Source organism: Microvirga puerhi, from assembly GCF_020089865.1.
Lineage (GTDB): Bacteria > Pseudomonadota > Alphaproteobacteria > Rhizobiales > Beijerinckiaceae > Microvirga > Microvirga puerhi.
In genome coordinates, this window is sequence record NZ_JAIRBM010000001.1 from 17,721 (window position 1) to 31,787 (window position 14,067).

At 62.2% G+C, this 14,067-nt stretch carries 15 protein-coding genes; 9 read left to right on the top strand and 6 right to left on the bottom strand.

Annotated features, from left to right (window positions below):
* The first annotated feature begins 260 nt into the window (after nucleotides 1-260).
* The 4 genes from K9B37_RS00110 to K9B37_RS00125 all read left to right on the top strand — a co-directional run bounded on the left by K9B37_RS00110 (nucleotide 261) and on the right by K9B37_RS00125 (nucleotide 2,173).
* Nucleotides 261-671, top strand: a complete 411-nt coding sequence (locus K9B37_RS00110; RefSeq protein WP_224310766.1) for a hypothetical protein — start codon at nucleotides 261-263, stop codon at nucleotides 669-671.
* A gap of 143 nt (nucleotides 672-814) precedes the next feature.
* Nucleotides 815-1,210, top strand: a complete 396-nt coding sequence (locus tag K9B37_RS00115; protein WP_224310767.1) for a hypothetical protein — start codon at nucleotides 815-817, stop codon at nucleotides 1,208-1,210.
* Between the two features lie 113 nt (nucleotides 1,211-1,323).
* Complete coding sequence (locus K9B37_RS00120; RefSeq protein ID WP_224310768.1) at nucleotides 1,324-1,632, top strand: putative quinol monooxygenase; 309 nt, start codon at nucleotides 1,324-1,326, stop codon at nucleotides 1,630-1,632.
* A 160-nt stretch (nucleotides 1,633-1,792) separates the two neighbouring features.
* Nucleotides 1,793-2,173 (top strand): response regulator, encoded by a 381-nt coding sequence (locus K9B37_RS00125; RefSeq protein ID WP_224310769.1) that lies wholly within the window; start codon nucleotides 1,793-1,795, stop codon nucleotides 2,171-2,173.
* 59 nt (nucleotides 2,174-2,232) lie between these two features.
* On the opposite strand, the gene K9B37_RS00130 is transcribed toward K9B37_RS00125, so the two are convergent.
* Nucleotides 2,233-2,409 carry a hypothetical protein gene (locus K9B37_RS00130; protein ID WP_224310770.1) on the bottom strand — a complete coding sequence of 59 codons (177 nt, stop codon included), beginning with the start codon at nucleotides 2,407-2,409 and terminating at the stop codon, nucleotides 2,233-2,235.
* Between the two features lie 268 nt (nucleotides 2,410-2,677).
* On the opposite strand from K9B37_RS00130, the gene K9B37_RS00135 reads away from it, so the two are divergent.
* The 5 genes from K9B37_RS00135 (at nucleotide 2,678) to K9B37_RS00155 (ending at nucleotide 9,136) form a co-directional block, all read left to right on the top strand.
* The gene (locus K9B37_RS00135; protein WP_224310771.1) at nucleotides 2,678-5,095 is read left to right on the top strand and encodes a PAS domain-containing protein; all 2,418 of its coding nucleotides are present in this window, start codon (nucleotides 2,678-2,680) and stop codon (nucleotides 5,093-5,095) included.
* A gap of 108 nt (nucleotides 5,096-5,203) precedes the next feature.
* Complete coding sequence (locus K9B37_RS00140; protein ID WP_224310772.1) at nucleotides 5,204-5,836, top strand: response regulator; 633 nt, start codon at nucleotides 5,204-5,206, stop codon at nucleotides 5,834-5,836.
* A 133-nt stretch (nucleotides 5,837-5,969) separates the two neighbouring features.
* Nucleotides 5,970-6,404 (top strand): hypothetical protein, encoded by a 435-nt coding sequence (locus K9B37_RS00145; RefSeq protein WP_224310773.1) that lies wholly within the window; start codon nucleotides 5,970-5,972, stop codon nucleotides 6,402-6,404.
* Nucleotides 6,405-6,460: 56 nt separating this feature from the next.
* Complete coding sequence (locus K9B37_RS00150; RefSeq protein ID WP_224310774.1) at nucleotides 6,461-7,459, top strand: HAD family hydrolase; 999 nt, start codon at nucleotides 6,461-6,463, stop codon at nucleotides 7,457-7,459.
* A gap of 60 nt (nucleotides 7,460-7,519) precedes the next feature.
* Nucleotides 7,520-9,136 carry an arylsulfatase gene (locus tag K9B37_RS00155; RefSeq protein WP_224310775.1) on the top strand — a complete coding sequence of 539 codons (1,617 nt, stop codon included), beginning with the start codon at nucleotides 7,520-7,522 and terminating at the stop codon, nucleotides 9,134-9,136.
* A gap of 57 nt (nucleotides 9,137-9,193) precedes the next feature.
* Here K9B37_RS00155 and K9B37_RS00160 read toward each other — a convergent pair whose 3' ends face one another.
* From K9B37_RS00160 to K9B37_RS00180, 5 genes are read right to left on the bottom strand one after another with little or no spacing between them, the layout of a single operon-like run.
* The gene (locus K9B37_RS00160) at nucleotides 9,194-10,147 is read right to left on the bottom strand and encodes a formylglycine-generating enzyme family protein (RefSeq protein WP_224310776.1); all 954 of its coding nucleotides are present in this window, start codon (nucleotides 10,145-10,147) and stop codon (nucleotides 9,194-9,196) included.
* The gene (locus K9B37_RS00165; protein WP_224310777.1) at nucleotides 10,144-11,439 is read right to left on the bottom strand and encodes a COG1361 family protein; all 1,296 of its coding nucleotides are present in this window, start codon (nucleotides 11,437-11,439) and stop codon (nucleotides 10,144-10,146) included. The genes K9B37_RS00160 and K9B37_RS00165 overlap by 4 nt, the downstream gene beginning before the upstream one ends.
* Nucleotides 11,436-12,122 carry a tetratricopeptide repeat protein gene (locus K9B37_RS00170; RefSeq protein WP_224310778.1) on the bottom strand — a complete coding sequence of 229 codons (687 nt, stop codon included), beginning with the start codon at nucleotides 12,120-12,122 and terminating at the stop codon, nucleotides 11,436-11,438. The genes K9B37_RS00165 and K9B37_RS00170 overlap by 4 nt, the downstream gene beginning before the upstream one ends.
* 4 nt (nucleotides 12,123-12,126) lie before the next feature.
* Nucleotides 12,127-13,062, bottom strand: coding sequence for a VWA domain-containing protein (locus K9B37_RS00175; RefSeq protein ID WP_224310779.1), 936 nt, complete (start codon nucleotides 13,060-13,062; stop codon nucleotides 12,127-12,129).
* Nucleotides 13,059-14,066 carry a VWA domain-containing protein gene (locus tag K9B37_RS00180; protein WP_224310780.1) on the bottom strand — a complete coding sequence of 336 codons (1,008 nt, stop codon included), beginning with the start codon at nucleotides 14,064-14,066 and terminating at the stop codon, nucleotides 13,059-13,061. The genes K9B37_RS00175 and K9B37_RS00180 overlap by 4 nt, the downstream gene beginning before the upstream one ends.
* Nucleotide 14,067: the final 1 nt, after the last annotated feature.

Consider the following 14,067-nt stretch of genomic DNA (forward strand, 5'->3'; position numbering starts at 1 on the left):
TCGTACGATCCAAGCGACACGACCTGCAAGGAAGCCTGCAGGCCGTGTTCTTGTTGAAGTTCTTGAAAGACGTGCTCAGATCGGTCTCAAGCAGCGACGCCATTTGAACAGCCACGGCTTGGCCCTGGCAAACTCAAGAAGAACCAGCATCGCGCATAGAGCCCTAAGATACCGCGCCGGAGCGTCTCTGGCCGACTTGCAATGGCTGGACTGCTATGGGATGCCTTGCTCTTTCAGAGGTGAAAAGCCTGGAGAGAGCATTGACGCCATCGACACGGCGCCGACTGAGAACACCGATCCTGGCCACGGTTCTGATGGTCGGCGGTTGCGCGGGACCGGAGAGCGCTGCCGTTGAGGAGCCGACCTGGACAGGGACGATGGGCGCGCGACTGAAGGCCGGAATCCGTGCAATACAGGATGCAACGCCTGAGTTGCCCCGAATGTCGCGCATCGTCCAGGGCTCCGATCGATGCACCATCTCGGCGAGCGGCGACGCGGATTGCGGCGAGGCCGCCATAAGGATCTGCAAAGCTCGCGGCTATGATGCCGGTCAGGCGATCGATACGGCCAGCGTCAATTCATGTCGTCCTCGCTCCGTCGATCAACTTCAGAGCGGCGATGGCCTGTCCTGCAAGACCAAATATCAGGTGACGGCTGCACTGTGTTGGTAACGGCGATCGAGCGCCGCACCGGCATATTCTCTTTTCCTGATAACAACGGCGGGGTCTAGGCCCAGCTTGTTGCTGCCCTATGGTCAGTGTGCGCCGACTTCTTCAGGTCAGGCAAAGTCGCAGTGGAAACCGAAAGGGCAGTCATGGCGTATCTGAATCGGGTGGGGATGCTGATGACTTTGGCGCTTTGGCTTGCAGCCTGCGCATCCTCCTCGACCGGTGGCTCGCTCTGGGATTACAAGCCGGGTAGTGGCGTGACGGTCAAGACGCGATGTGGCGGCTATCTCGTGGCGCTTCATCCGAGTGCTCTCAAGCTGATGGTCACGCCTTATGCTGGAAACATCGCGCGGCCGATCTGCGAGAGCTTCAAGAACCCTCCGAAACCAATCCCGCTCGTGACCGGTGTCGCCTATGAGGAAGGGGCTTACGAGTATCTCGCAGCCAATCGCCCCAATTGCCGTGTGGTTGCAGGCGAGAGGCTTACCCCGCTGCATTCGGAATTCACCTTCGCTTGCCCAGCCGCTCCGAAAACCAAGTGAGCATCGAGAGGAGCTTTCCGGCAGACGCGACCGATGTGTCTAGAACTGGGCTTTGTCGAATACTGCACCATATGCCGCCTGACATATCTGCGCCTTGAGGAAGACACCGCACCATGACCAAGCTCGCTCTTTATGTCCCCCTGGAAGCCAAGCCGGGACGAGAGGAGGAAGCCGCTGAATTTCTCCGTTCGCTATTGCCTCTTGCGGAGGCTGAGCTGGGCACCGTGACATGGTATGCACTTCGCTTCGACCACAACACCTTCGCGATCTTCGATGCTTTTCCGGATGCGGCGTCGCGCGACGCACATCTTGCCGGAAACATCGCTGTTAGCCTGATCCAGCAGGCGCCCGAGCTCTTCGTCGAGCCGCCGGAAATAAAGCGTCTGGATATCCTCGCTTATAAGGCACACCGAGGGGGGTAAGGAGCATCGTTCTTAGGGCCGAGCGAAGCCAGGCCACACAAGAGATAATGAGTTGGGGAAACGATGATGGTATACTGATTGCGTGGGGTGATCTGCTGAACCCTCCCGAGAGCGCTCGTTCCGGATGACCGCTGCGCTCTCCTGAGGTTGAGGTGTTCATATGGCTACGCAGCCCCTGTGCATGATCGTCGAAGATCAGGCGCTGATCGGTTTCAACCTCGAGACCTTCCTGTCTGGCGCTGGTTTTGGAATTGTCAGTGCCTTCCCCGACAACATGAGCGCTCTCGCTTGGCTCAACCGGAATCAGCCCGACGTCGCCTTGCTCGATTTCATGCTGCGTGATGGCTCCTGCGTTCCAATCGCGCGGGCGCTGAGAGCCCGTGGAATCCCCTTTGCCGTCTATTCCGCCATGCCTCACGGCAGGCGCCTTCCCAGGGAGGTGCAGACGGTTCCCTGGCTTGAGAAGCCGAGCCGCGAGGAGCAGATCGTCGAGACCTTGGCGGACCTTGCAGCCCACAGCCACGCTTCCGATCCGCACTGATCGCCGGCTGCGCCGTATTCTCGCTCAGAGCTTCGATCCACCTGCGGTGAATCTCATCCCTACATGGGCCCACCAATACGGGGCGGAAGCGCTCCGCCGCCGAAGGTGTCGTTGCCCTGGGCCGGGTTCTGATAGATCTGCGCGGCAACGTAGTTCGGCTCTCGGGTGAGCGGGTCGGAGCGGGACATGCAGCCCGCGATGCACAGGGTCGCACCAAGCAGGAGAAGGGCTCTCATCAGAACCTCCGGGGAGTGCAGAGACGGCGGTTTCCGGGATGAAGGTCCGTTGCTGCCGTTGGAGAAACTCCGTTCCTACCATGTCGAACGGGCCGCAATCGGACTATCGGGTTAAACCCTGAGGCACGTGTGCGGCGAATGCGGATATCGGCCTATGAGAACCCGGATAGCTCGGATTTCGCCTTGGCTTTAACCTGTGTTAACGTTGCGGCAAAGTGCGATGCTGGACAGGGGCCGGGCGTGTTGATCATCCCGCAAAAGCCGTACCATGCATAACGTGAGCTCCATCAAGTGTCTTGGCCGGAGCTTGTCCCGTTCGGCTGGAATTCGCGGCTGGGTCATGCTGACGGGCTCGATGACGGCTATCCTGTCCTTCCTGATCGCAGCCGCCGTCCTCTTCTCGCATGCGCTTCATGAGCGGCACATATTGGTTCACCGCGGCCTCTCCGCTTCGATCGCAGCCGCCAATGCACTGGATCGAGAAGTTCAATCCTTGGGAAACTTGCTGAAGGGCCTCTCGCGCTCCCCATACCTCCGCGGAAGTGACCTAAAGGAGTTTTATGACCAGTTGCTCGCCACTCCGCATCCGGAGCAGGCTTCGTTCATTCTCTGGGATCTCGACCAGCAGATCCTCAACACAAAGCGTCCCTATGGTTCGCCGCTGCTCCGCATCGCCGATCTTCCTACCGTCAGGGATCGGATTCCGGTGATCCGCAGGGAGCGCCTGAGTCTGTCCGATCGCGTTGACAATCGGACGGCCGGCGCATGGACGATTTCCGTCAGTCTGCGGCTGGATGATGCGCGAGGCGAGATGATGCGTATCCTCTCGCTCGTCATCCCCGACGATCAGTTCAGCAAAGCCGTCTACGGTGGCGAAGCTGTGGCCGGCTGGAAGACGGTCATCCTCGATCGCTCTCTTCAGGAGCTGACAGGTGCCAATGCGGACCGCCGCCCCGTGCCCTTTCCGTTGACGCGCGAATACCAGGAGCATTTGACTGGGCCGGACCGCAATGGCCACTTCCGGGTCGGCACTGGATCGAGCGCCATCCTCGTCGCCTTCTGTCGTTCCGCCATTTCCGGATACACGGCCATTTCGGTCGCTCCCGCGAGTCTGGTGGACGCTCCGGTGGCAACGGCGGCGTACCACATCGCTCTCGCAGGTGCTCTTCTCCTCCTCGTCGGAGGAGGTTCCGCCTCCCTGCTCATGCGGAATGTCGGCCCCGTCGAGGATCTGAAGCGCGATGCGGTGGCGACGCGAAGCGAACTGACGGCGACGAACGCGCGTCTGAACGGGATCCTTGAGAGCGTCAGCGATTGCTATTTTACGCTCGACGAGGGGTACCGGATCACGAATGTCAACGCCGCCGCCCTGCGATGGTGGAATCTGTCGCGCGGATCGGTCATCGGCCGTTCCTGCTTCGAGGTGATGGGGCACGATTCCGCATTCGATGTCGCCCTGGCGGGAGCGGTCGATCATCGACGCGTATTTCAGGGGGAGCTGCCATCGATCTATCATCCCGGGCGCTACGTCGATTATCGCATTTATCCTTCGCCGGAGGGTGCTAGCGTCTTCTTCAGCGACGTGACCGATCGGCACGAGGCGCATGAGGCGGTTCGGGAGGAGCGTGAGCTCCTTCAGTCTTCCCTGGATGCACTGACGGCTCATGTGGCCGTTCTGGACGATCGAGGCACTATCCTCTCGGTAAATCGGGCCTGGCACCGATTCGCGAAGGACCATGGATATGATGACGCGTCCCATGGCGTCGGTGCGAATTATCTCGATTCCTGCATGGAAGAGGAGCTGGTCTTTGCTGGCATGCAGACCGTACTTGCCGGTAAGCGCAATCGATTTCGCAGCATTTATCGCCGAGATGCCTCCGAGCATCATCGCTGGTTCCAACTGCAGGCGACGCGTTTTCTGGCAGGAGACCATGCCCGCATCATCGTGGCCCATGAGGACGTGACCGACCTCATCGATGCCAAGGCAGCAGTCAACATGATGTCCGAAAAGCTGTTGACGCTTCAGGAGGAGGAGCGCCAGCGTATCGCGGCGGAGCTTCACGACTCGACCGCCCAACATCTGGTCGCCGTAGGCTTGAATCTCATGAAGGTAGAGCGGCTTCTGCCGCGGAACGATGCGCGGCCCATCTTGGACGAGATCGATCGGTCCCTGGATCAGGCGCTCAAGGAACTGCGCGTGTTCACCTATCTGCTGCATCCACGCGAGTTGGAAAGTGAGGGGCTGACCGGCGCGATCCGCTCGTTTGCTTCCGGCTTCTCGGAGCGGACGGCCCTTCCGGTCGTCACCCGCTTGACGGAAGAAGCGGACGACCTTCCTCTCGATCTTCAGCGGTCATTGCTTCGCATCGTTCAGGAGGGTTTGACGAATGCGCATCGACATGCCCGGGCCGAGCGCGTCGTTGTCGACCTGCGTATGACGCCCGGAGCGGTCATCCTGTGCATCGGGGATGATGGGCATGGGATGCGGCGGCCGAGCGTTTCCTCCAGCCCTCCGACCCTTGGGGTCGGCATTCCAGGCATGCGGATCCGACTGCACCAATATGGCGGTCGGCTGCGGATCCGAAGCAGCCGTCGGGGGACCGTCGTTCGCGCTCTCATTCCGCGAGAAGGTGGGCGCGTTGTCGGCTTCAACCTCGCCGTTGGTCCCGTCGACGAAACTGGATGATGACCGAACGCGTGGAGCGGGTTTTCCCGGCAAAGTTTCAGGGTTTATACCAAGTGCCGCGACTCGGCTTTCGGGTTATGGAAAATGTTTCGGAAAGGCACCCAGGCGATGACGCGAATCCTGATTGCCGATGACCACGACGTAGTCCGTTCCGGGCTGCACACGATCCTGAGTGGCCAGCCAGGATGGGAGGTGGTGGCCGAGGCCGAGGACGGACGCCAAGCCGTCGCTCTCGCCGCCGAGACCAGGCCGGATGTCGCCATCCTCGACTATCAGCTTCCGTCCATGAACGGCGTCGATGCGACCCGAGAGATCCGCGCTCACCAGCCGCAGACCGAGGTACTGATCTTCACCATGCACGAGAGCGAGCCCCTGATCCGGGAATTGCTCGAGGCAGGGGCCAGAGGCTACTTGCTCAAATCCGATGCCCGCAAGTTTCTCATCGCGGCCGTCGAGTCTCTCGCGCGCCACAAGCCCTTCTTTACCGGACGCGTCTCCGAAACGCTCCTCAATACCTACCTGACCAAGGGCCATGCGAGCGACGGTGTCCTAACGGCGCGGGAAAGAAGCGTCGTGCAACTCATTGCCGAGGGACACAGCAACAAGGAGGTGGCTCAGGTCCTCGGTCTCAACTTGAAGACCGTCGAAAGCCACCGCGCGTCGGCCATGCGCAAAGTCAATGTCAATTCCACCGCGACACTGGTGCGGTACGCCATTCGAAACAGGCTCGTCGAGCCGTAGTATTCGCGTATCGGGTGCTTTCCCTGATGGCCAGATCAGGGTTTTTTCCCGAAGATCTCAGGGGTTATTCCGGTCATGCCGGGATTGCATCTTATCCTATCGTGAAAGATGCTTCCAGGCAGGAGGATTTTCGATGTGTCTCTTCGCAAGGTTCTTCAATCCTAACCTTGGTGTGACCGCTCTGATGGCTTTGACCGCAACTGTCAGTACTCCCGAGATTGCTGCCGCAGCAACGATCTCGGAGCTTCAGGGGGCATGGGTCATTAACTCCGCCACGTGTTCCGGAGCCTTTGCGAAGAAGAACGGACGTATCGCGTTTCGGCCCAATCCCCGCTTCATCGACACGAGCTTCATCATCGACGGCAAGCGCATCCAGGGAGCTCGGGCAACCTGTACACTCGGATCGGAGAAACAGACACCTGAAGGCCTGAAGGTGATCCTGAACTGCGCGAGCCGCATGATGGTTGGTCCGTTGCCCGTCACGCTTCGTGTCCCCGATCCGAATACGATCGTGAAGTTCGATCCCGACTTTCCCGAACTCGAGACGACTTTCACCCGGTGCGACTGAGCGAGGCTCAGGGATGTAAGACCTTGGGGCACGTCGCAAAAAATGGATTGTACATCATGATCGGGCACACCCGTCGAGGCTTTATCGTTGCTCTGGCGCTATTGGCCCTCGGCCCCGCTGCATCCGGGGCGTGGGCGCAGGCCGATCCGCTTCCCTCCTGGAACGACGGGAATGCGAAATCCGCGATCCTTGCGTTCGTGGGGCGCGTGACGCAGCAGGGCGGTTCGGACTTCGTGCCGGTCGAGGAGAGAATTGCGACCTTTGACAACGACGGAACGCTCTGGACGGAACAGCCCATGTATGTCCAGGCGGCCTTCATCCTCGACCGTGCGAAGCAGATGGTGAAAGAGCATCCGGAGCTCGCGCAGCAGCCGGTGTTCAAGGCGATCGTGGACGGCGACACGGCGGCGCTGGCATCCCTCGGCGAGCAGGGACTTGCGGACCTCATGATCGCAACCCATAGCGGCATGGATACCGAGACATTCGACAAGGCGGTCAGCGATTGGCTCGCAACGGCGCGGCATCCGCGGTTTCAGAGGCCTTATACCGACCTCGTCTATCAGCCGATGGTCGAGCTGCTTGCCTATCTGCGCGCGAACGGTTTCAAGACTTTCATCGTTTCCGGTGGCGGCATCGAATTCGTGCGGCCCTGGACGGAGAAGGCCTACGGCATTCCGCCTGAACAAGTCATCGGGTCAAGCGGGAAGACGCGTTATCGCCTCGATGGCGACACGCCGGTCATCGAGAAGCTTCCGGAGGTCGATTTCGTCGACGACGGCCCTGGAAAACCGGTCGGCATCAACCGCTTCATCGGGCGCCGCCCGGTTTTCGCGGCAGGCAATTCGGATGGCGACCTGCAGATGCTGCAATGGACGACCCTGAATACGGGTCCGCGCTTTGCTCTCATCGTCCACCACACCGACGCGGAGCGTGAATACGCCTACGATCGGCAATCCCTGGTGGGCAAGCTCGATAAGGCTCTGGACGAGGCGCCGCGCCGGGGCTGGCTCGTCGTCGACATGAAGAACGACTGGAGGACGATCTACAAGCCATAGCGGGCCTATAGGCCCCCATCGATCAGCACGTGTTTCTTAACAACCGCGAAGGAGCCGATCATGAGTGACCACAACTCGGGGAAGTCCGACAAGGATCATGCAGGCCGTGCGGCCATCAACCGGCGCGACATTCTGCTTTCCGGAACTGCCGTCGCATTGGCCACGATTGCCGGGACATCAGCCGAGGCACAGCAGACGCAGGCCACGTCGGCTCCCGCGAGCGGCCGACAGCCCAATATCCTCATGATCATGGGCGATGACATCGGCTGGTTCAATCCGAGCATCTATCATCGCGGCATCATGGGCTACCGGACGCCGAACATCGACCGCATCGGCAACGAGGGCGCCATGTTCACCGATTGGTACGGCGAGCAGAGCTGCACGGCGGGCCGCGCCGCGTTCATCACCGGACAATCGCCGATCCGCACCGGACTGACCAAGGTCGGTCTGCCGGGTGCCGATGTCGGGATCCAGCCTCAGGATCCGACGGTCGCGGAACTTCTCAAGCCGTTGGGCTATATGTGCGGCCAGTTCGGCAAGAACCATCTCGGCGATAAGGATGAGTTCCTGCCGACCAATCACGGCTTCGATGAGTTCTTCGGCAATCTCTATCACCTCAACGCCGAGGAGGAGCCGGAGAATCCGGACTATCCGAAGGATCCCAATTTCCGTAAGCGCTTCGGCCCTCGCGGCGTCATCCGGTCGTCCGCCGATGGCAAGATCGAGGACACCGGACCACTGACCCGCAAGCGCATGGAAACCATCGACGACGAGACCTCGGCCGCGGCGCTCGACTTCATCGACCGACAGCACCGGGCCGGAAAGCCCTGGTTCTGCTACTTCAACTCGACCCGTATGCACGTCAATACGCACCTGAAGCCGGAAGTCGACGGGAAGACCGGCAAAGGGCTCTACCCGGACGGCATGGTCGAGCACGACGGACATGTCGGGCTATTGCTGAAGAAGCTCGACGATCTCGGGGTCGCAGAGAATACGATCGTCGTCTACACCACCGATAACGGCGCCGAGGTAATGACCTGGCCCGATGGCGGGACGACGCCGTTCCGCGGCGAGAAGGCGACCAACTGGGAGGGTGGGTTCCGTGTGCCGACACTGATCCGCTGGCCCGGCGTGGTGAAGCCCGGCACGATCTACAACGACATTTTCGCACACTACGACCTGATCCCGACCTTCTGTGCCGCCGGCGGCGAGCCCGACATCGTCGCCAAGTGCCGGACCGGCTATCAGGCCGGGACGAAGACCTTCAAGGTGCATCTCGATGGTTACAACCTGATGCCGTTCTTCACGGGCAGTGCGAAGGATTCTCCCCGTCGGGACTTCCTCTACTGGAACGATGACGGCGCGCTGGTCTCGCTCCGCGTCGGCGACTGGAAGGTCGTCTTCAAGCCGATGGAACATGAGGGCATCGAGATCTGGCGGCGCGAGTTCACGAATCTTCGCGCGCCGAAGCTATTCAACCTCCGCGCCGATCCGTTCGAGCGCGGCGACTCCTCCATCGAATATGAGAAGTGGTTCTTCGATCGCGCTTTCATCGTCGTACCGTCTCAGGTGGTGGTCGCACAGTGGCTCGATAGCTTCAAGGAGTTCCCGATCAGACAGAAGCCAGCGAGCTTCAATCTCGACGAGGTGATGCAGAAACTGACGCCGAAGAACTGATTGATCGCCTTGGATGGCGGGCGCTTCACAGGCTGCCCGCCATTGGCCTACGTCGCGCTATCTCCGAACGCACCGAAAGCCGATGTGGCTCGTCGACGTGTCGATCGGGTGCGGATGTCGGGCAGCGGGGCGGTAACGGCGGCAATAATTCGGTGCGCAGAGATGCGAGCCGCCCTTCACGACCTTCCTCGGGATTCGGACCTCCGATTGCTGCGGATCGTAGCTCGTTTCCTCATGCCCGCCGCGAGGATTCTCTGGGATGCAGCAGGCTTTGGGCGCATCTTCCCGATGCTTCGGGCTAAACCAGTCGTTCGTCCACTCCCAGACGTTTCCGATCATGTCGTAGAGGCCGTAACCGTTTGCTGGGAAGGATCCGACCGGAGACGTGCGCTCGTAGCCGTCGAGCATCGTGTTCTGGAAGGGAAACTGACCCTGCCAGGTATTGGCCATCTGCCGCCCCTCCGGATTGAGCGTGTCGCCCCAGGCGAACTCAGCACCTTCGAGGCCGCCGCGCGCCGCAAACTCCCATTCCGCCTCCGTGGGCAGATCCTTGCCGGCCCAGCGGGCATAGGCGAGGGCGTCGGTGTAGCTGACATGGACGACCGGATGATCCTCCAGTCCCTTGAGGTTGCTGTTGGGCCCCTGCGGACGCTTCCAGTTCACGCCGAAGGCGAAGGTCCACCACTGACTCCAGTCGCGAAGGTCGACGGGGTGGCCGGGAGGCGTGAATAGCAGCGATCCGGCCCGCAGCATCTCCTTCCTGGCTCCGGGATAGTCCTTGGCGTCGGGGATCGTCTCAGCGGTCGTGACATGGCCCGTTGCACGCACGAAAGCCTTGAACTGGCGGTTCGTGACCGGGGTCGCGTCCATCCAGAACCCGTCGACGGTGACGCGATGAACGGGTGCTTCCTCCGGATAATGGTCGTTCGAGCCCATGGCGAAGGTGCCGCCCGGGATGAAGATCATGCCATCGGCCACTGTCGGCTTAGAGGAAGCGGCTGCGTGTTTCATGTGTGCGGCACCGGGTTGAGGGGTGGCAGGGGATTGGGTTTGCGGGAGAGGCTTGCGCGTCGCCGCATCTCCGCTCTGAACCGCTTGGCTCGTGCGGCTAGGTCTCGTCCCTCGGGCTTCGACCATGCGGCGGAGGCCGGGTGTGGCCGATACAAGAAGGCTTCGAGACCGCGGACGACGGCGTCTGCCGCTGCCCGTTCGCTGGCAGGCAGCCGTGCCCGCCACGGGAGATATGCCTGGTAGGTGCTGGCCGGATCACCCCACCTCGCCGCCTTGAGCAAGGTTCTGAAGGCGGCCTTCTCGGAATTGGCGCGTCGCTGCCGTTCGCGCTGCCACCAGATGAGCAGGCGAGGTGCGAGACGCCGAGCCAGCCCGATCAGAAGACAGGCGAGGCCGATCAGGGCAAGTGCCGCTCCCAACTGCGTCCACGTGAGCCTTCGAAGGTCGAGGAAGCGCCTCGAAGCCTTTGCGGCGGGTGCGGTTGCGACGGAGATCGTGCGGCCTGCCACGCTTTCCCGCTTGAGCGCAGATTCACGAAGGTTCCACCACGGTTGCGCAATGGCGGGCAGGGCATACGAGCCGGAGCGCTCAAACACGTAGGTCAGCGTATCGGTTCGGCGCCCGGTCAGGTTGCCACGGACGATCCGGTCCTCGGAAAGGGGAGGGCCAGCATAGACCCTCACGCCATCGGGAGCCTCCGCGGAAATCGGCTCCATGGCAAGGGCCGGAACGTCCTCGGCCTCGCGGTGAATGACACGCTTGATCGCATCGCCCGTTGCGAGGGTCGAACCGGCTGGTCCCGACCACTCTTCCGTCAATTTGACGGAGGTCGAGGCGATGACGGGCACTGATGGGTCGACGCCTGGCGGCACTCGGATCGTCAGTGCCGTCGGTGAGCCGGTAGCGGTGCCGATAGCATCGCCGGCGCTGTCGAGAAGGGTGACCATGGCGCCCGGAATGGTGAAGGTTCCACCGCGACGGGCAAAGACCGCGAACTCGAACCGCTGACCCACATAGGCCCGGCCATCGATCCGGTCGCCCATCGTCGTGCCCTGGGACTCGAAACGGAACGTCTGCAGCCCGGGTGTGTCCGGAATGGAGACCCGCGGCGGACGCGGCATCGTCCCCGGAAAGAGCACGTCGACGTAGAGCGCGATCCTCTGGCCGACGACCGGAGGTTCCGCCGCCTGCAGGCTCTGTCTGACGACGACCTCCTGCGGCTGCGGCGCCTGGGCGAAGGCGGCGGACGCGCCGACAAGCAGGGTGCCGAGGACGAAGAGAACGATCCTCACGGCGTTCCTCCATTGGGCGCGGGAGACAGGTTCTGGAGCTGATAAGCGAACTTCGCCCGCAGGAAATCGCCGGGTTTCGTCTGGACCCCGCGCAGCCACAGGGCCCGAACGGCCTCGTCCGACATCGGCGTGCCACCCTCCGTCTGCGTGTCCTTCCCTTCATTGGTCTTAGGCTTGTTCGGATCGAAGACGACCTCGTCGGGTCGTGAATCGGTGTTGCCGGTATCCCCGCCCGTCGTCTTCAGGCGCTCGGCCCGGATCTGCGCCAGCGCACGGTTCGCCTCGGCCTCCGCCCAGCCGGGCCGGAGTGCGAGGGCCCGGTCGTATCGGGCCACGGCATTCTCGTACTGCCCCAGCATCACCAGGGCATTCCCCTGGTCGTAGGCAGCCTCGGCGGTGTCGACCCCGGCAAACGCCTGAGCGGCGTCCTTGAACGTGCCTGCCCGGAATAGCGCAGCGCCATGCCACACCGGATCGGCGAATGCCGCGGCTGCTGCCTGATAACGGCCTGCATGCATGGCCCATGCCCCGCGCTGGTCCGGCGTCAGCAAGAGATCGCGCCAGCCCGTCATGATACCAAGAACCACCAGCCCGACCAGCGTGATGCCCGCAATTGCCGCGTAGGCATACCGGCTCAGAACCTGTGGCAGCCTCTGGACCATATTGCGGATCGAAATCGTCATGGCCTCAAGCTCCGATGACCCAGCCACGTCGGAACCACGCCAGAGAGAGGAGGGCGATCAGGGGCGTCAGCCAATAGCCGGCCTCCTGCCATCTTTCGCCTTCTCCGGCTACATCGCTCGTCGTGCTCGCACGGTCGAGTTCTCCGGCAATGGCATCGACATCCGTGCGGTCGGGCGTCATCGCTTCGAGCGATGCGTCGATGGACGAGGCGGCTGAGTGCAGATCCTGCGCCGCATCGAGGCGTGCCGGCGGCAGCGCGGCCCACAAGGCGACCTCGAAGGGAATGTCGTTTCGTGCCGTGCGTAGGAGCGTGACCTGGTCCGGTGCTACCGTATCGGTCATCACCAGGAGCGATCCCCCTTTGCCGCCGTCCCGAAGCACACGCGATGCAAGGCGGAGAGCCTCCACGAGATTGTCGCCCTCCCTCGGCATGATCTCCGGCGAAAGCGCCTGGGCCATGGTGATGACAACGTCCTTATCCGGGGTCGGAGGCAGGACGAGGTGGACCGACCCGGAATAGGCGATGAGCCCTGTTGAAGCACCTTCCCGTGTCGTTACCAGATCCGTGAGCTTCTGGACGGCCCGTTCGAGACGGCTCGGCGGCAGGTCCTCCGCCTTCATCGAGGGGGCGACCCGGATGATTGCCACGACCGGGGGACGGGCATCGGCGAAGGGCGAGAGTTCCCGCTTCCATGTCGGACCTGCGACGGCAAGGGTGCCGATGATCCAGGCTGCAAACAGAAGATCATGAGGCGAAAGGCGTGACGGCTTTTCACCGCCAATCGTCAGGGCCCGGAGAATGGCCGGATCGATAACGGATGCCCACCGCGTTGTCGCATCCGTTCTATTCCGTAATTGCCACCACAGGAACGGCGCCGGGAGAAGCAGCAGGAGCCACCACGGACGTAGAAAATGAAACGCGCCGAGGGCTGTATTCATGCGCTGGCCTCCTGTCGTGCCGGCGCCGGAATCGAACGGCGTCCGCGGACCAGCACGAGGGAAGCGGCTGCCAGGCTCAGCAGCACGGCAGCCGCAAGTGGCACCCAATAGAGATCGGTTTTCGGACGGAATGAGACGGTCTCGATGCGGCGGGTCTCGATCTCGTCGAGACGTCGATAGATTCCGGCAAGCTGCTCCCGGTCGAGAGCACGGGAGAAGCTGCCGCCTGTCGTGCCTGCCACTTCCTTGAGAGCAGCCTCGTCGAGCTTCTCCTCGCCGGCCGCCGCCGGATCGCCGATGGCGATCGTGTGGATGACGATGCCGCGATCCTTTGCGACCCCGGCGGCTTCTGCCGGCGGCACCTTGCTGGCGGTATCGTTGCCGTCGGTCAGGGCAATCATCGTCTTCGCCTTCACCGTCGACTTGTCGAATAGCGAAATGCCGAGACCGATCGCATCCCCGAAGGCGGTTCTCGGGCCGGCCATGCCGACGGATGTGTCCTGAACGAGCTGACGGGCCACTGTCAGATCCGTCGTGAACGGCACCAGCGTGAACGGCGCATCGCCGAAGACCACGACGCCGATCCGGTCTCCTTGGCGGCGCGCGACGAAGTCGTCGAGAACCTGTTTGAGCGCCGTGAGCCGATCCACCGTCTTGCCTTGCGCGTCCACGAAGTCCTTCGTGTCCATGGATGCCGAGAGATCCACCAGAAGGAGCATGTCTCGCGTGGGGAGATCGCGATGCAGAGGCGGCTCGATCCATTGCGGACGCATTAGCGCTGCAAGGGAAAGAGCCCAGCACGCAATGAGGATCGTCATGCGACCAGTGCCCCGGTTTGCCGTGACGGTCCTGCTCCCCGGCGTCTGTCCGGTGAGGGATACCAACGTGTGAAAGAACGGCACTCTCACGCCGGCTCTGCGTTCCGCATGCGGTGGGGTGAACCGGTAGACGAACCAGGGTAGGGGGAGCAGCAATGCGAGCCAGGGATAGGCGAAGGTCAGCATG

What these genes read in the sequence shown, in the direction of transcription:
- K9B37_RS00115 (WP_224310767.1), top strand. Translation starts at nt 815, where the DNA reads ATGGCGTATCTGAATCGGGTGGGGATGCTGATGACTTTGGCGCTTTGG.
- K9B37_RS00120 (WP_224310768.1), top strand. Translation starts at nt 1,324, where the DNA reads ATGACCAAGCTCGCTCTTTATGTCCCCCTGGAAGCCAAGCCGGGACGA.
- K9B37_RS00125 (WP_224310769.1), top strand. Translation starts at nt 1,793, where the DNA reads ATGGCTACGCAGCCCCTGTGCATGATCGTCGAAGATCAGGCGCTGATC.
- K9B37_RS00130 (WP_224310770.1), bottom strand. Translation starts at nt 2,409, where the DNA reads ATGAGAGCCCTTCTCCTGCTTGGTGCGACCCTGTGCATCGCGGGCTGC.
- K9B37_RS00135 (WP_224310771.1), top strand. Translation starts at nt 2,678, where the DNA reads ATGCATAACGTGAGCTCCATCAAGTGTCTTGGCCGGAGCTTGTCCCGT.
- K9B37_RS00140 (WP_224310772.1), top strand. Translation starts at nt 5,204, where the DNA reads ATGACGCGAATCCTGATTGCCGATGACCACGACGTAGTCCGTTCCGGG.
- K9B37_RS00145 (WP_224310773.1), top strand. Translation starts at nt 5,970, where the DNA reads ATGTGTCTCTTCGCAAGGTTCTTCAATCCTAACCTTGGTGTGACCGCT.
- K9B37_RS00150 (WP_224310774.1), top strand. Translation starts at nt 6,461, where the DNA reads ATGATCGGGCACACCCGTCGAGGCTTTATCGTTGCTCTGGCGCTATTG.
- K9B37_RS00155 (WP_224310775.1), top strand. Translation starts at nt 7,520, where the DNA reads ATGAGTGACCACAACTCGGGGAAGTCCGACAAGGATCATGCAGGCCGT.
- K9B37_RS00160 (WP_224310776.1), bottom strand. Translation starts at nt 10,147, where the DNA reads ATGAAACACGCAGCCGCTTCCTCTAAGCCGACAGTGGCCGATGGCATG.
- K9B37_RS00170 (WP_224310778.1), bottom strand. Translation starts at nt 12,122, where the DNA reads ATGACGATTTCGATCCGCAATATGGTCCAGAGGCTGCCACAGGTTCTG.
- K9B37_RS00175 (WP_224310779.1), bottom strand. Translation starts at nt 13,062, where the DNA reads ATGAATACAGCCCTCGGCGCGTTTCATTTTCTACGTCCGTGGTGGCTC.
- K9B37_RS00180 (WP_224310780.1), bottom strand. Translation starts at nt 14,066, where the DNA reads ATGCTGACCTTCGCCTATCCCTGGCTCGCATTGCTGCTCCCCCTACCC.